The sequence below is a fragment of the Methanofastidiosum sp. genome, assembly GCA_013178285.1.
GTDB lineage: Archaea > Methanobacteriota_B > Thermococci > Methanofastidiosales > Methanofastidiosaceae > Methanofastidiosum.
On the sequence record JABLXD010000001.1, the window covers coordinates 166,927 to 183,740 of the forward strand.

The window sequence follows — 16,814 nt, forward strand, 5'->3', positions numbered from 1 at the left end:
TTAATCATCAAGGGTAAACTCTCTTATGCCAAGCCAATACCCCGTTCCTTCGATATAGTCAATCTGTGTCTGGATGAGAGAATAATGCTCTTCCTCCATCTTGACAAGGTATGAAAACATCTTTTTTGTTTCTTCATCCCAAGAATTTTTTATGCAATCTTTGTAATAGTCTATACCGTTTTTCTCAACTTTTTGGGCCAGCATCAAAATAGCTAAATCATCCTGCCCCAAGTGGCTTGTTTTTTCAATCTCACTTTCAACATCGGGGACAATTTTTTTTATCTCATTTTTTTCTACTTCTGGGAATACGCATTTTCCACCTTCAAGCTGAGCTTTAAGAGCGACCTCTAAAATTTCTCTGTGCTTCATTTCGTCAAGAGCCAATTTCAAAAACATGTTCTTGCCAACAATGTTTGAAACTTTTATTGCAGATTTAATATAGGTTCCTAACGTTTCCTTTTCTGCCTCAATTGCAGTTTCAATGATCTTTATCTTATCATTCTTTTGCATAATACCTTATTGCCCATTGTTATTTTTAGTCTTTTCGCCTAATCTATTGCCTAGCTCAAAGCATATCTTTAATTCTTCTTCATTTGGCGCATATTGGACTTCTAATGGTTTTTCAAATAATTCAAAATCATTATCTAAAGCTATTTTTAAAAAAGCGTCAATTGGACTTTTAGTATTGGAGTAACAAGTAAATAATAATAAAGATTTTTTATTTAGGCCTATGAGTTTAATGTAATAAAATAACTTTGATAATGTAAGAGGTATGCCAGTTTTAAATGATGGAAAACCTATCGCAACTGATCTTGATTCAAAGAGCTTTGTTAAAATGTAGCCAACATCGTGAACATCATAGTTTATTACCTGGACTTCTGCACCGGATGCACTAACTCCATCTGCAATCGAATAAGCCATCTTCTCCGTACCTCGCCATATACTAGAATAGAGTATGGTGACTTTTGTGTTTGATTTGCCTTTGATCCATTCTTGGTATTTTTCAATAATCTTTCTAGTATTTTGACACCAGATGACTCCGTGGTTTGGGGCCAATATATCTATTTCTGATAAATCGGGCAGCGTTTCAATAGGTATCAAATAATTAACAAAATAAGAAAGAGCATCATTTTCAAGTTCAGATATATGATTGTCCATTCTAAAATCTGAAGCAATATGTTGGGAAAACAGATCTTGAGAAAAAAGGAGTTTGTCATAATTGGAATAAGTCAAAAGAAGGTTGCCTGATTTTAATTTAAATTCCTTAAATAGTAGAGTTCTCTTTCCAAGACTTAATGTGTCTCCCTCTTTTACTATTTTAAAGTTCCACTTCCCATTATGGTACTTTTCTATTGCTTTTTTACACTCCTCTGTTCCGACAATAGTTGCATTTTTTGCTCTTTTCATCAAAAAAGGAAGGCTGCCAGAGTGATCCATATGGTAGTTTCCAATTATAATGTAATCAATGTCTGATAAATTTTTGATATCGCTTATTCTCAAAACTGTTTCTTGTGTAAAACCATGCTTAACAGTATCTACCAAAGCAGTCTTTTCATCACAAATGAGGTAGGAGTTATAGGTGGTGCCTTTTGAAAGTGATTCGCCAAACTTAGGAGGATTCCAGTCAACTGCCCCTGCCCAAAATATTCCTTCCTTTAGAGTGAAAGCTTTCATTAGTAAGAAAAATTGAAAAGCTCTTTTTATATTTTCTTGTGAAAAGTCTTAATTAAAAATAATATACCTACAGAAAAATAAGATAAATAGGTAATATAAATTTTCCTATTTTCCATCTCCTTTTCCCTATTTTTTTCCATATTCTTATATATTGGGAAAAGTCTAATCTTTATAACTATAATAAAAAAATAGAGGTGAATATACTTTGAAAAAAATAAAATCTATAATTATTGGTATATTATTAGTTGTATCTATTTTGGCCGTTATAAGTCCAGTTAGCGCCGCTACCAGAGAAGTTGGGCTTGGAAAGGCTTATGCAACGATCGGAGCTGCAATGGCAGATGCAGGCAATGGTGACACCATCCTTGTTTATCCAGGAACATATAATGAAAACATAACGATAAACATACCAAACTTGACCTTAAAATCTGTAGGTGGAAGGGATTCCACAACAATAGGCCCTGGTACAGGCCTTAATCAAAACAGTGTAATTTCTATTCAAGCTGGCTTAGGTACAATAACGGTGGATGGATTTACGGTAATATTATCTCCAAGTACCTTAGGTGGTTACCACCCAATAGGCATTAGACAAGGTATGTCAGCAAGTACTGGAACAACCTGTTATATATTTAATAACAAAATAAAAGTAACAGGAACTCTTCGTAATGGAATACAAGTGTCCGGGGATAATTCAAAAGTAGTTGGGAACATAGTAGAAGGTGGCCCTTTAACTGCGGATTGGGGGAGTTCTGGTATATTAATAGCAACTACTGCAACTACAAAAAACATTCTTATTAAGGACAATCACCTTCTCGGTGAAATGGACTATGGTATAGGCATAATTACATGGAGCGATGGGGGACTATCTGATATCCAAATTGAGAATAACATAGTTGAAAAATCTATATGGGCAGGTATTTCTATTGGTGGTAAAGTAAGCAATACTCTAGTCCAAAACAATATAATTAAGAATAATAAAACAGCTGGACTTGAAGAGATTCATAATAACTATTATGGATATGCTGTTGGTAACCCTACTGGAACAAAAGTATATTACAATCAATTCTGCAACAACGGAAAAGACATAGATATATACGACGATCCTAACGACAGCTACTTTATAGGAGAATCCAAACTTGATGCAAGAAGCAACTATGGATGTATTAGCTCTAATACACTTCCGATGGATCAAATATCTAGGATTTTAGGATTTGGCAAATCTAAATATACAACAGGAGAAATTATCGAAGGCTTTTGTAAAGATAATCCAAGTGCTGAAGGATGTCAGAGGTAACATCTGGCTCTTATTGATTTATCTCTTAGAAGATTGCCATTAATCTCTGAATTTTTCTTTTTTATTTATATATTTTAATTTATTTGTAAAAATAGATATTAAAAATAAAATTAATTTTTTACTGACTTGTTTAAATCTTGGAGAAGGGCCTCAACATCAATCCCGTGAGCCATTGCACCCTCTTCTAAAGTCTCAAACTGTGCAATTGCACAACCGATGCACCCAAGCCCGTGTGACATGAAGACAGGAACTGTTTCTGGGTATTGTTCTACTATTTCCCCTATGGACATATCCTTTGTTATCAATGCATTCACCTCCTTTGAAAAAAATATTAATCAATTTAAAAACTTAACTAGCCGTGGAAGTACTCTGAATCTGACCTACCCTCTTTGTGGTGGTCACTTTCATGACCCGGTATCCCAACAGCATCTGCCCTGCACTGCCTGCAGAGTTTAAATTGTTGCAGGTGTTTACCTGCCTTTTCTCTAGCTCCAGATATCTCTTCACATGTAGGTGGCCTTAAATCTTTGAACATATTTAGCGGTATTAATGGTATTAAATTCATGAGGTCAGCGCCGTAATCCTTTCCCTTTAGTGCAATTTTTTCTATTTCATAAAGGTTTATCTCAGGTATCAGAACGGAGTTTATTTTTACTAGCATCTCTTCCCTTTTTGCAGCAAGTATCCCTTCCCACTGCTTATCTAGTAATTTTCTTGCTGCCTCGCTTCCTTTGATTATGGATTTATCAAGATTGATCCAGGAATAGATCTTTTCTGCTATCTTCTCGTCTATAGCGTTAACTGTAACTGTGACCGTCTTAACACCAAGGTCTGCCAATTCTTTTGCCCTCTCCTTTAGCATAAGCCCGTTTGTTGAGAGGCATTTTATTAGGTCTGGATACTTTTCATCAATGAGCTTTAATGTTTCAAAAGTCGAATCATTTGCAAGCGCCTCACCTGGCCCAGCTATCCCAACAACTTTTAGATTTTCAGTCTCTTTTAACGCTTTATCAAGCCTGTCAAGTGCTTCCTGTGGGCTCATTATACATGCAGAAACACCAGGCCTGTACTCACACTTATTGATACTCCTTGTGCAGTAGTTGCACTGAATATTGCACTTGGGTGCAACTGGCAAGTGTATCCTGCCCACTGTAAAATGTGATTTTTCATTAAAACAGGGGTGAGCCATTGTTATATGGGCATATTTTGACCCTACATTTCCCCATACTGGATTTTTCAAAATGACACCTTATATTTTGGAGCTATTTATTATATAAAAAGATAAACTTATTTAATATAAATATAATTACAATAAACAAAAGGAATTAATGAAATATATTTATATAGTATAAATGGCTAACAAGATTTAAAAGCTTTAAGGAAATAGTTTGATAAGAGGGTCCAGATAGATGGTTAGTATACCTTTTTTAAGAAGAATTAGAAACAAGTTCATAGCTACATACCTAATAGTGTTATTGGTACCGGTAGTGGCAATTGGTTATTACAGTATTAATTTTACCATTGATTACCTTCAAAGCGATGCATTGAAAGTGGTAGAGCAGCAGGCAGAGATTACAGCAAAAGAGATAGAAAAATCACTTGGAGTTGCAGAAAGTGACATTGATTTCTTGAGTCAATCGGCATCATTGAGAGCACTCGCTGATGCAAAGAACAGAAGGTCGGTAATTGAATATATTATTTATAGGGAGCGGCTGATAGAAGAGTTTTATAATTTTGCAAATTCTAAGAAAGCCTATTCAAGTGTGGCCTACATTGATGAAACAGGTAAAGAGGTCGTGAAGGTAGTCTATAACTGGAATCAGACTTTTATTGCAACAACTTCAGCACTCTACGACGTCTCAGATGAAGAGTATTTCTTAAAGGCGATGACCCTTTCTAGAGGGCAGCTTTATGTTTCTTCACTTGACCTGACATCGACGATAACAACTGATTCTGGAGATTTGATAGTACATTATGCAAAACCAGTTTTTGACTCAAATGGAATAAGAAGGGGCGTTGTGCTTATCAGCTTCCCTGCCCAGAGGGTTTTGAGCCCCATACTGGAACTTTCTACTAGGTCAAATCTAAACACCTTCATTTTAAACAAACAGGGGTATTATATTTCGCGAGTGGGCTCCTCAAGCCTAGCAAATCCATATTATGCTGGTGAAAGCTTTATAGATCAGTATAAGGCAGAAGGGTTTCTTAAGATTCTTTCAGGAACAAGCGGTACCATTTCAGAAGGGACCGATCAGATAATTGCATACTCTCCAGTATTCCCTTCTTCAACAGACAAGAGTAACTTCTGGATCGTAGTAGTTACATATTCAACAAGCACTCTATTTAGGCCAATATCAGTTTTTGAGAACAGCTTTATCCTTATAGTAATGTCAACAATACTCATTGCCGTATTTTTTGGGGTCATTATGGCCGACAGAATAACAAGACCTCTTAGGAAGCTTGTCTACGCATCAAGGAGACTTGCAGAGGGGGATCTAAATCCAAAGATTGATATCAATAGCGAGGATGAGGTAGGGGAGTTAGCAAAGGCCTTTGGTGACATGTCAAAGGACCTTAAAAAATCATATGAAGACCTTGAAAGGAAGGTCAAAGAGAGAACGTTAGAGCTCCAGAAAGCAAACAAAAAGCTATCTGAGACCAATATTGAGCTTGTAGAGCTAAACAAAAAGATCTCGGAGGCAAACAAACTAAAATCACAATTCTTAGCAAATATCACCCATGAACTTAGGACTCCACTTACATCAATTATCGGATTTTCTGAGGTAGTCTTAAACGAGGCAAAATTAAATGAAGAACAGGCCGATTATCTAGAAACTATTTTGAGAAATGGTGAAATCCTATTAAAACTCATAAATGACATCCTAGAGCTTTCAAGGCTTGATGCCGGAAAATCAAAGTTATACCTAACAGAGTTTAACTTACAGGATGCCATAAATAAAACTTTAAAAATTGTATCGCCTTTAACAAAGGATAAGAATATCTGGGTTTCATTAAATGTTCAGGATGTCGACACTATAGTTGCAGATGAAGATAAGATTATAGAGGTCCTACTTAATCTTTTGACAAACGCAATAAAATTCAATGTTGAAAATGGTAAGATTACAGTAAGGGTATTTAGAATAGATGACCACATAAGAGTTGAGATACAAGACACAGGGATAGGCATCAAACAGGAAGAGTTAGACGTGATATTTGATGAGTTCAGACAACTTGATAGCTCTGAAACAAAGGCTTATCGTGGTACTGGTCTTGGACTTTCTATATCAAAGCATTATGTGGAGCTACACGGTGGGCTCATCTGGGCAGAGAGTGAGCCTGGTAAGGGTTCAACTTTTATAGTTGAAATACCGATAGAAGCAGGGGAAGAGTAATGACTAGTATATTAATTGTCGATGATACAGCCGATAATGTAAAACTTATCCGGGCTATGATAAAATCAGTTGCGACAGAAATTGATGTTGCTGTTGATGGTGAAGAGGCTTTAAACAAGATTACAAATAATGATTACGATATTGTACTTCTTGATATAATGTTACCAAAGATTTCTGGTATCGATGTATTAAAAAGGGCGAGAGAAAGAGAGATAGACGTTCCCATAATTGTCATGACAGCATATGGCTCAGAAGAGCTTGCAGTTGAAACATTAAGAGAAGGTGGCGATGACTACCTTATCAATAAACCCATAAGGACTGAAGATCTACTTGAAGCTATTAACAAGGCGCTTGAAAAGAGAAAGTCAAAGAACATTGAAGAGGAGTTCACAAATGAAGATGCTTACTCAATGATCTCAGAGTTTGAGAATAATCTAAGGGAGTTCATTTTGGAAGCATTGAAAAGAAAATACGGCCCTTCATGGTGGGATAGAGGTATTCCAAATTTCATTAAGTCAATCTGCCTTAAGAGACAAAATGATGCAATAGTCAGAAAAAGAGAGGTATATCCCCCTCTTTTTTATACAGACTTTTCACATTACCTCCCAATAATACTTTTTAAAAACAATGAAAAGGAGATAGACAACTGGAAGGACGTCTTTGAATACTATTTTGTAAGCATCGGCTGGATAAAAGGGAGATTAATTGAGCTGACAGAGATTAGAAACGAGATTGTCCACCCAAAGAAGATAACAAAGAGGCAGTTTAAGAAGATGAAGCTCTACATCGATGAGATCAATGAGTATATGGACAGACCTCACGATTAAATCCTTTTATTTCATAAAGCCTTCTTCTCATTTCCCTTATTCTTTCACTTGATGAGCTGTACATTTTCTGGCATTTTTTACAGATGCACTCTTCTTTTTGAGGGCATGTAATATATTCCGCAGAATCTTTTGATAAGCCAAAATCTTCTAATTTCTTTTTTAGAGAAATATCATTTCCATTGAATGCATCTTCAAAATTTACTATGTTCCTCTTTGATGATGGTAACAAAAATTTATTCTTCGTTGATGATCTCTCCTGAAGCCTATTTAAGAGAATGTCTTCGGGATTATCCGCTTTTCTGAAAGGTATTCCAAGTTCAGTTAAAGCAATTATCCTCTCTTCATAAGGATCAAGGGGTTTGTCCTCTAATAACTTGGATGCGATGGTGCCCTCAACTTTTTTTAAGGGTAGCTCTACTTTTCCAATATTTAAGTAGCATGACAGTGCTGACCTAATCGCATAGTTTGATAGGTAAGTCAAGAAAATACCATTATCATTTAATCTATCTACCATAATCTTAACAAACTCTATTGTGAAAAGCTCTGGTGAAGCTTCTGCCTTATAGGGGTCAAAGAATATAACATCGAAAGTCTCTCTCATCCCTAAAAGCACCGTTTCTGCATCCCCAATGTGGAGATTTATATCTGGATCATTTTCATATGCAAGATTATTAATTAATCCCATTTGAGAGAGCCTGTATTCTATCGATCCTTTTATCCGCTCAAATGATGGTGTCAAAAAAGAATAATTTTCGGGGAGAGGTATTATCAAAGGTATAGCAGATATCTCCCAGTACTTTTCCGCCATATCTATCTTTAACTTAGGGTTGTGATATAGTGCATAGAGAGCATTATATCCGAATCCACTGCAAATATCAAGAAGTCTTTCTCTTTCAGATATTTTTGAAGGAATAGAGTAAGCATAAAGCCTTTCTTTGAGTGCCCCTATGTATGAATGCATGGTGTCTTGAAACTTGAGGGATAGGGCGCCATCATCAGTAGTTATAAACTCATCTTTTATACTGAGAAAGAAATTCCTCCTTGATTCAATAACTTCCTTCTTTGTCAGGCTCTTTTTGTTTTCTCCCTCAAAATAATCCCTAATTACTGAAAGGTCCATTTCTTAATCCCTCTCAAAATGACTAAATATGCTCCTTATGGAACTAAGCCCTTCGTTTGACTCTAAAACGCCAGCCCTAACTTCTCTCAATACCCTGTGGGCGGTGAAAAACTTTTTTGATGGATGTAATCTATGAACTTCCTTTAGCAAAGGGCATCCAAACCCAGGGGACTCATATCCTGGGATCCTGTTGGACAGGTACTTCATGTCTTTTTTCTTCAAGGCCAAAAGTGAAGGTAAATTTATCCTTATCATCCCATCTCTAATCAAAATTGTCTGGGATCCTGTTGGTAGTAAATCTCCGAAGGCGATTGCAGATATGCCCCTCTCCTTTGTAGCCTTTATTATAACATCTTCCATGTGCTTGTGGCACCTGCCACACGGATGGTACCTCCCTTCAAGGGCGCCTTTTATAATCTCGGAGATGTCACCTTCTATGTACTCATGAGGCACGGAAAGATGTGCAACAACATTTTGGATTATAGACCTTGTCCTTTTTGGAACAATCATGTCGGAGGGGTAGTAAGTAAGAGCAACTACCTTAAATCCCATCTCGTTAAGTAGATACATTGTAGCCGTGCTATCTGACCCACCAGAATAAGAGACGGCTACTGTTATCTCCCTATCAATAGTTTTTCTTTTGCCATGTATGTAGTCCCTAAAGAACTCAAGTATATCCTTATTCTCCCCTGTTGCTTTCTTTAGTAGCTTTTCTATAGTATTTAGAGATTCTAAGCGCTTAAGTTCACTTACAATCTCTTCAGTGCTTTCAATAACTGTGACGGGTTTTCCAATCTCTTCGCTTAACTTCCCCGCTACCCATCCACCAGGCCCAATGAGCATAGATTTGTCTGACCTGTGGTAGCCACAAATGATAAGGACCTCATCATCCCTGACCCATTTTATCCTTGGACCAGAGGAGACATCCTGCCCTATCTCTTCTCTTATCCTCTTTACCCTCTCTTTTACCTCTTCAATATCCATTATACGAATAACAAAAGGTTTATATTAAATCATTTCCGTATACGAATCATGATAAATGACGAGTTAGATATTCATCCTGAAGCTTTTGTCCATGAAAAGGCATTTATCAATGGCAAGGTAAAGATAGGAAAAAACTCTAGCGTCTGGCCATTTGCCGCTTTAAGAGGCGACATCGATAGAATTGAATTAGGAGAGGGCAGTAATGTCCAGGACAATGCTGTAGTTCACACTGACAATGGAAAGCCAGCGATTATCGGAAATAACGTTGTCATCGGCCACTGTGCAGTTGTGCATGGTGCATTTATTGGAAATAACGTCTTGATAGGCATAAACGCGACAGTCCTAAGTGGCGCAAGAGTTGGAAACAACTGCATAATCGGTGCTGGGGCAGTTGTAAATGAGAACATGGAAATACCTGACAACTCAATTGCCGTAGGTGTTCCTGCAATGGTGATTAAGAGAGCTGATGAGAATACTGTCGAGAGGATAAAGAAAAATGCCGAGTCATATGTTGAGTTATCAAAAAAATACAAAAAATGATTAGATTATTATGTTCTTTTCATCACTATCCAAAAACATTCCCCATTTTATCCTTGGGCCAGCCTACCGTATCTATGAAAAAAATCTCATAAGCGAGATAAAGGAAGAAAGGGTTCCAAGCCATGTAGGCCTAATAATGGATGGCAATAGGAGATTTGCCGCTTCAAAAGGTCTCCCTTCATACTTTGGGCATGAGATGGGTATGAAAAAGGCGGAGGAGCTTTTGGACTGGGCAAATGAGATTGGAATTAAGGTAGTAACATTATACGCTTTTTCAACAGAGAATTTCAAGAGGGATAGTGAAGAGGTCAAATACATAATGGATATGCTTGAGAGGAAGTTCAGAGAGGCTGCCACGAATAAAAAAATAATTGATAACAGAGTAAGGGTAAAGGCGATAGGGAATATTTCACTCCTCCCTGAAAATGTGAAAGAGGCAATAAATGAAGGGGAGGCGGCAACTGAAAAGTATGATAACATGACGCTGAACATCTGTGTAGCCTATGGAGGCAGGATGGAGATTATAGAGGCTATAAAGAGAATACTTGATAGTTGTAATGGCGGCGGAGTTGATCCCGAAGAGATAGACGCAAAACTATTGAGTGAAAACCTCTTTACAAAGGGGCTACCTGACCCAGACATAATCATTAGGACGGGCGGAGAGGTAAGACTCAGTAATTTTCTTTTATTCCAATCTGCTTATGCTGAATTATTCTTTTTGAACGTTTATTTTCCCCTTATAAGGAAAATCGATTTTTTAAGGGTCATAAGGGATTTTCAACGAAGGAACAGAAGATTCGGAAGGTAATTGGATAAATTTAAAAACTCCGGATGCATTTATTGTTTTGTTATATTTGTTACAACTGTAGGTGTTATAATGGTAGAAAGATTTAGGTCAATTACAAGTGTGGGAAGAGGATTTAGCCGATACATGGGATCAATATCCCGCAAAAAAAGAAAGGCCGATAGGATGATAGGCCTTCTTATTGATGGCCCCAATATTTTAAGAAAAGAGTTTGATATTAATCTAGAAGATATTAAAAAGATCCTAGAAGATATGGGAGACATTAGGATAGGAAAGGTTCTATTGAATCAGTTTGCTCCTCACGGCCTTATTGAGGCAATTGCAAATCAGGGTTTTGATGCTATTGTTGTTACAGGAGATATTGATGTTAGGATGGGTGTTGAAGCAATGGAAATTATCTACAATGAAAACATCAACACCGTTGCAATAGCTACAAGGGATGCAGACTTTGTCCCTATACTTGCAAAGGCCAAAGAGCACGGTAAGGAAACAATAGTCATAGGAGCAGAACCAGGTTTTTCTATAGCCCTTCAAAACACTTCAGACTTCGTTATCAAGATGGGAAAGATCCCTCCTGAAGCAGTCGAAGAAGAAGAGGAGCTTATGATTGAAGGAGAAGAACTAGAGGACTCCTATTAATTTTTTATTTCTTAGTAAGTTTTATAAGTTTCGAGCGCTTTAATAATAGAGTGGATACAAGCGATGAATCTAGCGTTCTAACAAGGACAGAGATGCAGATAATAAGGTCTCTGAAGCTTTCTTTTAGAACATATGATGACCTGGAGAAGGAAGGGGTCGGTGACTCTAAGACATTGAACTCGGCGATAAATGCACTTTTATCAAAAAGGTTGATGTCTCAGATGATCAAAGAAAATGATCTTGGCTATTCCACAGAATATTTCTTAACGCCAAAAGGAATTGAAATGTCAAAGATTTTGGCCCTCATGAGAGTCTATAAATTTCCTGACGAGGGTATGACAAGACTTAAACTTAAAATATTAGAGTTCTTAGACGAAGAGAAAAAGCTTGAAAAGATAACTGAGTTCCTCGAGATAGAGGAGGCAGAGGTCAAGAGAAACTTAAGAGTGCTTGTCAACACGAACCTTGTCAAAAAGGAAGAGGACATCTATTCTATAACTTATCCTGGCGGTAAGTTCTTGAGTTTATTCTTGAAGTAAGGCGATTTTATGGATATCCTTTATCTTGAGTGGAGCAAGGTAGACGAAGCTATATGGACCATGTGTGACCTCATAAAAAAAGACTATGATTTTGACGTCATTGTCGGTATTTCAAGGGGCGGACTAATACCTGCAGTAAGGATCTCCCATATCTTTGACAATAAACGTCTTTTGTTGATGGAAGCTAAGTATTACAAGGACATAGGAGTTAGAGATGAAAAGCCCCAGATTACTTTAACTTTGAAAAAAGAGGATGTCCTTGGAAAAAAGATCCTCCTTGTGGACGATGTCGCGGATACAGGTGTGACGCTCGTTGCCGTCAAGGAGTATATAGAGGGGCTCTCCCCAAAGGAAGTTAGGGTTGCAGTAGTTGCCTCAAAGCCAATATCAATTGTGAAGCCAGATTATACAGTTTTTAACACAGACAAATGGATAATATTCCCATGGGAGAAGATGCCTGTGGAGAAGAGGAAATGAGAAGTTTTATCTCGATGGATATTACCTCAAAAGAGTTATTGGATAAAATAAAGTCTTTTCAAACAAATTTAAAAAATTCGGCGTGTCCGATGAAGGTAGTCGAGAGGGAAAATCTTCACCTGACATTAAAGTTTTTAGGAGAGATTGGTGAATCATCTTACAAGAGAATAGTTGAGTCGCTTTCTCCGTCACTGTCTGAGTTTTCTTCATTTGAAGTCAATTTAAAGGGAACTGGATTTTTCCCAAGTATCTCTGATCTAAGGGTCATATGGATAGGTATGGACGCCCCAGAGATAGTCTATATCCAGAAAGATATTGACGAAACTCTGAAAACAATGGGATTTAAAGAGGATAGGAAGTTTGTGCCTCACCTCACAGTTTCACGAGTTAAAAGCTCTCTAAATAAAAAATCACTTTTGAATGTCCTTGATGAGTATAAGGATTACGAGTTTGGGAGTCAACAAATAACAAGTATAAACTTCAAAAAAAGCACACTTACACCGCAGGGGCCCATATACGAAACTTTAAAAGAATTTAAGCTAAAGAGTGTATAATGTTTTCTGATATTAAGGCACATGTTCTAAAAGAAATAGTTCCAAGTGATATAGAAAGGAAGGAAGTAACCTCACTTGCCACTAGGATAGTAGAACATCTGACTCAAAAAATATCAAGAGAAAAGATAAATGCGAGAGTTGAGGTAGTAGGCTCAATTGCAAAGGACACCTGGATATCTAAAGACAGGGACCTCGATATTTTTATCGTTTTTGACAAATCTATTCCTTTAGAAGAGCTAAAAAAGATGGGTTTAATCCTCGGGAAAATTGAGCTAGAAGGATTCACTTCTGAAACGGCCTACGCAAACCACCCTTACACAATAAACAGGTTCAAAGAGTTTAAGATTGATGTTGTCCCATGCTATGACTCTATTGAAATAATCACAGCTGTTGACAGGACACCACACCACACAAGATTTGTAAAGGAGAATATCGGCGAGCTTAGAAATGATGTCCGCCTGTTAAAGCAGTTCATGAAGGGCGTAGGAGTCTACTCGTCAGAGCAGAAGATCCAGGGGTTTGCAGGATATTTATGTGAGCTTTTAATAATACACTACAAGAGCTTTGAAAACGTGTTGAAAAGTGCAGCAAACTGGGAGTATGGGGAGTATATAGATATTAAAAAGAAGGGAAATAAATGTGACTTTAAAGATCCACTTATAGTAATAGATCCGGTAGACCCAAAAAGAAACGTTGCTTCTGCACTATCCCTTGATAGACTCTCAGAGTTCATACACTACTCGAGAATCTTCTTAGAATCACCTTCTGTTGAATACTTTAAGAAGAAGAAAAAACTTTTTGTAAAAAGATTCCCAGAATCAGAGGTCTATGTAATTATGTTTGAAGGCGAGATGCTTGATGATATAATCTACCCACAACTTAGAAAAAGTGCAAAATACATATCCACGATACTAGAAAAAAATGACTTTAAGCCACTTTCATATGGGCTTTTCAAAAAAGGAGAGTTCTCAGGGATAGTTTTCGAGATGGAAAAGTATCTACTCTCCCCAGTAGTAAAACACTACGGCCCAAAGGTATTTGACCGCGCCAACTATGATAGTTTTATCTCTAAGTACAAGGAGACCTTCATAGAAGGGGATAGAGTATATACCCTAAGGCCCAGGAACTTTTCTAACCCCCTCGGCCTCTTTCTAAATATCTTAAATGAAAAAGAAGGTATTGGGAAAAATATGAAATCTATGTCTTTCAAAATACTAAAGGATGAGCGAGCTTTGTCCTTCTTAATAGGCGAAGAGGCAGATATCTATATCTAACTTCTAATAAAGTATTTTCTAACCTCATCAACTATTAGTATTGTAAATGCTGAAGGGATTATAATTGCCCAGTCATTTAAGCTTAGAGGAACTGTGTGAAAGAACCCCTGTAGGAATGGCACATAGACTACAGCCACATGCAAAATGAATGATGCTGTAATTGCTAAGAGAAGATTCTTATTCTCAAAGAACTTAATTTTAAAGATAGACTGGTCAAATGACCTGCAGTTTAGGACGTTTACAAGCTGGTATATGACAAAGAGTGTAAAGGCCAGAGTCCTTGCGTGATCCAATTCGCCTCCAATACTTGTGAAAATGATGTATGTCCCAAGACCCATTGCTATCCCCCCTATAAACATGGAAAGGTATAGCGGGCTTGTTAGTATTGGAGAGTCTTTCTTTCTTGGTGGCTTCTCCATTAGCCCTTCATGGAAGGCTTCCATTGAAAGGGTAACTGCAGGTGGGCCATCCATTATTATATTGATCCATAATATCTGTACCGGCAGTAATGGCAAAGGTGCTCCAGTCATTATTGCAGTAAACATGAGAATGATAGCACCAATGTTAGTTGAGAGCTGGAATCTTAAGAATTTCCTGATATTATCATATATCCTTCTCCCTTCACGTATTGCAGTAACAATGGTATTGAAATTATCATCCATCAAGACCATGTTTGATGCTTCTCTTGCAACATCAGTTCCGATGAGCCCCATTGAAACGCCTATATCGGCCATTTTAAGAGCTGGGGCGTCATTTACCCCGTCGCCAGTTACTGCAACTACCTCACCCACTTCCTTTAGGGTTTCAACTATCTTCACCTTATGAAATGGGCTTGCCCTGTAGTAAACAACTACATCCTTTACAACGGCAGCAAACTTTTCTTTGGACATCTCATCAAGCTCTTTCCCAGAAAGAGTCATGCCTTCTTTGCCAAGTATACCCGCTTCTCTTGCAATAGAAAGACCAGTTTCCCTCTGATCCCCTGTAATCATGGCGACCTTAATCCCGGCTTTTTTACATAGAGCTATCGCATCTTTTACTTCAGGCCTTAATGGATCCTTAAAGAAGGCCATACCAACAAATATAATATCTTCCTCACTGTCCCCTTCCTTGTATCCAAGGGCAAGGGCCCTAAGACCTTGGGCAGCGTACTCTCTATTTTTAAGGATAATATCCTCCTTTTCTTTTTCAGAGAGCTGAGTTAACTTTCCATTGATAAGTGCATATTTTGAGCGTGAAATAATTATTCTTGGAGCTCCTTTGATGTAAGTTGTCTTCTTACCTTCTTCCTCAATAAGAACAGACATCATCATCTTTTCAGAATCAAAGGGATTCTCTTTTATTCTCTCAACTTTGTGATGGTGATAGTTTCTTTTCCTTGCAAATACTTTTAGTGCACCCTCTACAGGGTCACCAATTACTTCTAGTTTGTCTCCATCTGTCTTTATGTGGGCATTGTTACAGAGCTCTCCTATTTTGAAAAATAGTTCATGTTTTTTTGAATCGACTTTTTCAGGTTCTAAAAATTCGTTGTTGATTAAAGCAGCTACAACACTCATCCTATTTATTGTGAGTGTTCCTGTCTTATCGGTGCATATGAAAGTGGTAGTACCAAGAGCCTCAACAGCTGCAAGCTTTCTGACAATTGCATTATTTTTGGCAAGTATCTGTGTTCCTATGGCCAAAGTCACTAGGACAACTATAGGGAGCCCTTCGGGGATTGTAGCAACTGCAAGGCTTATTGCAGTAAGGGCTGACTCTATCAATGCATCTCTTAGCGGTAGGGGTATTAATAGCTCCCGTATTAAAACTGAGACAAAAAGTAGAGAACTTATAACAACTGAAAGTGCCCCTAGTTTTTTCCCAAGATTATCAATGCTCTTTTCAAGAGGTGTGCTTCCCCTATCCTCCATCGATATAAGGCTTGATATCTTCCCTATTGGAGAGTCCTTCCCAGTTAGTATTACTACACCAACACCTCTGCCTCTTGTGACAACAGTTCCCATGAAGGCTGTGTTGGGGTAACCTTCTTCAGACTTTGATTCGACAGTTTTTGATACTGGAAAACTTTCCCCAGTAAGAGACGATTCATCTATCTGAAGATTTATTGCTTCAATAAGCCTAACAGTAGCTGATAGCTTGTCGCCGTCTTCTATACTGATAATGTCTCCTGGAACAAGCTCTCTCGATAGGATCTCTTTCTTTAAGCCATCCCTTATCACAACGACCTTTGACTGGACCATAGCCTTTAGAACTTCAATGGCCTTGTCAGCCTTGTACTCTTGTAAGAATCCCATTACACCATTAACAGCTATGACTAAAAATATGACAATTGAATCCTTTAGATTTCCAATTGCAACAGATAATATGCCTGCGAGTAAAAGAACAATAATAAGATTATTTTTGAACTGATTTATGAACTTCTTTATGTTGGACTCTTTCTTAGTTACAGGAAGCTCGTTATATCCATATTTTGCTATTCTATCTTCTGCCTCTTTTGATGAAAGGCCTTCTTTTGTTGTATCAAGTTTTTTTAGTATAGTATCAATATTATCTTTAGTCCAGATCGAATCAATCAGCTCTAGATCTTCCATGGTGATTAGACACCAGATTAGTTTAAAAGCCTTATGGGTAAAGAAACTGACCCATTGGTCATTATTATTCTAATTCTATTATACAAGAAGATATTTATATT

The 16,814-nt window shown here is 37.4% G+C and carries 17 protein-coding genes; 10 read left to right on the forward strand and 7 right to left on the reverse strand.

Annotated features, from left to right (window positions below; all coding sequences use genetic code 11):
* Together HPY60_00930 and HPY60_00935 are read right to left on the reverse strand one after the other, a co-directional pair.
* Nucleotides 1-510: a ferritin family protein gene (locus tag HPY60_00930; protein ID NPV49749.1), complete on the reverse strand. Its 510-nt coding sequence runs from the start codon at nucleotides 508-510 to the stop codon at nucleotides 1-3.
* A 6-nt stretch (nucleotides 511-516) separates the two neighbouring features.
* A complete protein-coding gene (locus HPY60_00935; GenBank protein ID NPV49750.1) occupies nucleotides 517-1,674 on the reverse strand; it encodes an FprA family A-type flavoprotein in 1,158 nt (385 codons plus the stop codon).
* A gap of 205 nt (nucleotides 1,675-1,879) precedes the next feature.
* Between HPY60_00935 and HPY60_00940 the strand changes: the two genes are divergently transcribed.
* Nucleotides 1,880-2,968 (forward strand): hypothetical protein, encoded by a 1,089-nt coding sequence (locus HPY60_00940; GenBank protein ID NPV49751.1) that lies wholly within the window; start codon nucleotides 1,880-1,882, stop codon nucleotides 2,966-2,968.
* 110 nt (nucleotides 2,969-3,078) lie between these two features.
* On the opposite strand, the gene HPY60_00945 is transcribed toward HPY60_00940, so the two are convergent.
* Both HPY60_00945 and HPY60_00950 read right to left on the reverse strand, forming a co-directional pair.
* Nucleotides 3,079-3,258, reverse strand: a complete 180-nt coding sequence (locus HPY60_00945; protein NPV49752.1) for a DUF1858 domain-containing protein — start codon at nucleotides 3,256-3,258, stop codon at nucleotides 3,079-3,081.
* 62 nt (nucleotides 3,259-3,320) lie between these two features.
* On the reverse strand, nucleotides 3,321-4,157 hold the full coding sequence (locus tag HPY60_00950; GenBank protein ID NPV49753.1) for a radical SAM protein: 837 nt from the start codon (nucleotides 4,155-4,157) through the stop codon (nucleotides 3,321-3,323).
* Nucleotides 4,158-4,377: 220 nt separating this feature from the next.
* Between HPY60_00950 and HPY60_00955 the strand changes: the two genes are divergently transcribed.
* Complete coding sequence (locus HPY60_00955; GenBank protein NPV49754.1) at nucleotides 4,378-6,360, forward strand: HAMP domain-containing protein; 1,983 nt, start codon at nucleotides 4,378-4,380, stop codon at nucleotides 6,358-6,360.
* On the forward strand, nucleotides 6,360-7,187 hold the full coding sequence (locus HPY60_00960) for a response regulator (GenBank protein ID NPV49755.1): 828 nt from the start codon (nucleotides 6,360-6,362) through the stop codon (nucleotides 7,185-7,187). Before HPY60_00955 ends, HPY60_00960 begins: the two co-directional genes overlap by 1 nt.
* Here the strand turns inward: HPY60_00960 and HPY60_00965 are convergent.
* On the reverse strand, nucleotides 7,156-8,307 hold the full coding sequence (locus tag HPY60_00965; GenBank protein ID NPV49756.1) for a hypothetical protein: 1,152 nt from the start codon (nucleotides 8,305-8,307) through the stop codon (nucleotides 7,156-7,158). The genes HPY60_00960 and HPY60_00965 overlap by 32 nt on opposite strands.
* A 3-nt stretch (nucleotides 8,308-8,310) precedes the next feature.
* Complete coding sequence (locus HPY60_00970) at nucleotides 8,311-9,291, reverse strand: hypothetical protein (GenBank protein ID NPV49757.1); 981 nt, start codon at nucleotides 9,289-9,291, stop codon at nucleotides 8,311-8,313.
* Nucleotides 9,292-9,339: 48 nt separating this feature from the next.
* On the opposite strand from HPY60_00970, the gene HPY60_00975 reads away from it, so the two are divergent.
* The 7 genes from HPY60_00975 (at nucleotide 9,340) to cca (ending at nucleotide 14,119) form a co-directional block, all read left to right on the forward strand.
* On the forward strand, nucleotides 9,340-9,831 hold the full coding sequence (locus tag HPY60_00975; protein NPV49758.1) for a gamma carbonic anhydrase family protein: 492 nt from the start codon (nucleotides 9,340-9,342) through the stop codon (nucleotides 9,829-9,831).
* A 10-nt stretch (nucleotides 9,832-9,841) separates the two neighbouring features.
* On the forward strand, nucleotides 9,842-10,639 hold the full coding sequence (gene uppS, locus HPY60_00980) for a di-trans,poly-cis-decaprenylcistransferase (protein ID NPV49759.1): 798 nt from the start codon (nucleotides 9,842-9,844) through the stop codon (nucleotides 10,637-10,639).
* 123 nt (nucleotides 10,640-10,762) lie between these two features.
* Entirely contained in the window at nucleotides 10,763-11,275 is a 513-nt protein-coding gene (locus tag HPY60_00985; protein ID NPV49760.1) for a TIGR00288 family NYN domain-containing protein, read from the forward strand.
* Nucleotides 11,276-11,325: 50 nt separating this feature from the next.
* Entirely contained in the window at nucleotides 11,326-11,814 is a 489-nt protein-coding gene (locus HPY60_00990; GenBank protein ID NPV49761.1) for a hypothetical protein, read from the forward strand.
* A 9-nt stretch (nucleotides 11,815-11,823) separates the two neighbouring features.
* A complete protein-coding gene (locus tag HPY60_00995) occupies nucleotides 11,824-12,291 on the forward strand; it encodes a phosphoribosyltransferase (protein NPV49762.1) in 468 nt (155 codons plus the stop codon).
* A complete protein-coding gene (gene thpR / locus HPY60_01000) occupies nucleotides 12,258-12,845 on the forward strand; it encodes an RNA 2',3'-cyclic phosphodiesterase (GenBank protein NPV49763.1) in 588 nt (195 codons plus the stop codon). The genes HPY60_00995 and thpR overlap by 34 nt, the downstream gene beginning before the upstream one ends.
* Nucleotides 12,845-14,119, forward strand: coding sequence for a CCA tRNA nucleotidyltransferase (gene cca, locus HPY60_01005; GenBank protein ID NPV49764.1), 1,275 nt, complete (start codon nucleotides 12,845-12,847; stop codon nucleotides 14,117-14,119). Before thpR ends, cca begins: the two co-directional genes overlap by 1 nt.
* On the opposite strand, the gene HPY60_01010 is transcribed toward cca, so the two are convergent.
* The gene (locus HPY60_01010; GenBank protein NPV49765.1) at nucleotides 14,116-16,713 is read right to left on the reverse strand and encodes a calcium-translocating P-type ATPase, PMCA-type; all 2,598 of its coding nucleotides are present in this window, start codon (nucleotides 16,711-16,713) and stop codon (nucleotides 14,116-14,118) included. The genes cca and HPY60_01010 overlap by 4 nt on opposite strands.
* Between the last annotated feature and the right edge of the window lie 101 nt (nucleotides 16,714-16,814).

Excerpts from the sequence above, each read along its gene's own strand:
- HPY60_00930 (NPV49749.1), bottom strand. The coding sequence starts at position 510 with ATGCAAAAGAATGATAAGATAAAGATCATTGAAACTGCAATTGAGGCA.
- HPY60_00935 (NPV49750.1), bottom strand. The coding sequence starts at position 1,674 with ATGAAAGCTTTCACTCTAAAGGAAGGAATATTTTGGGCAGGGGCAGTT.
- HPY60_00945 (NPV49752.1), bottom strand. The coding sequence starts at position 3,258 with ATGTCCATAGGGGAAATAGTAGAACAATACCCAGAAACAGTTCCTGTC.
- HPY60_00950 (NPV49753.1), bottom strand. The coding sequence starts at position 4,157 with ATGGCTCACCCCTGTTTTAATGAAAAATCACATTTTACAGTGGGCAGG.
- HPY60_00955 (NPV49754.1), top strand. The coding sequence starts at position 4,378 with ATGGTTAGTATACCTTTTTTAAGAAGAATTAGAAACAAGTTCATAGCT.
- HPY60_00960 (NPV49755.1), top strand. The coding sequence starts at position 6,360 with ATGACTAGTATATTAATTGTCGATGATACAGCCGATAATGTAAAACTT.
- HPY60_00965 (NPV49756.1), bottom strand. The coding sequence starts at position 8,307 with ATGGACCTTTCAGTAATTAGGGATTATTTTGAGGGAGAAAACAAAAAG.
- HPY60_00970 (NPV49757.1), bottom strand. The coding sequence starts at position 9,291 with ATGGATATTGAAGAGGTAAAAGAGAGGGTAAAGAGGATAAGAGAAGAG.
- HPY60_00975 (NPV49758.1), top strand. The coding sequence starts at position 9,340 with ATGATAAATGACGAGTTAGATATTCATCCTGAAGCTTTTGTCCATGAA.
- uppS (NPV49759.1), top strand. The coding sequence starts at position 9,842 with ATGTTCTTTTCATCACTATCCAAAAACATTCCCCATTTTATCCTTGGG.
- HPY60_00985 (NPV49760.1), top strand. The coding sequence starts at position 10,763 with ATGGGATCAATATCCCGCAAAAAAAGAAAGGCCGATAGGATGATAGGC.
- HPY60_00995 (NPV49762.1), top strand. The coding sequence starts at position 11,824 with ATGGATATCCTTTATCTTGAGTGGAGCAAGGTAGACGAAGCTATATGG.
- thpR (NPV49763.1), top strand. The coding sequence starts at position 12,258 with ATGGGAGAAGATGCCTGTGGAGAAGAGGAAATGAGAAGTTTTATCTCG.
- cca (NPV49764.1), top strand. The coding sequence starts at position 12,845 with ATGTTTTCTGATATTAAGGCACATGTTCTAAAAGAAATAGTTCCAAGT.
- HPY60_01010 (NPV49765.1), bottom strand. The coding sequence starts at position 16,713 with ATGGAAGATCTAGAGCTGATTGATTCGATCTGGACTAAAGATAATATT.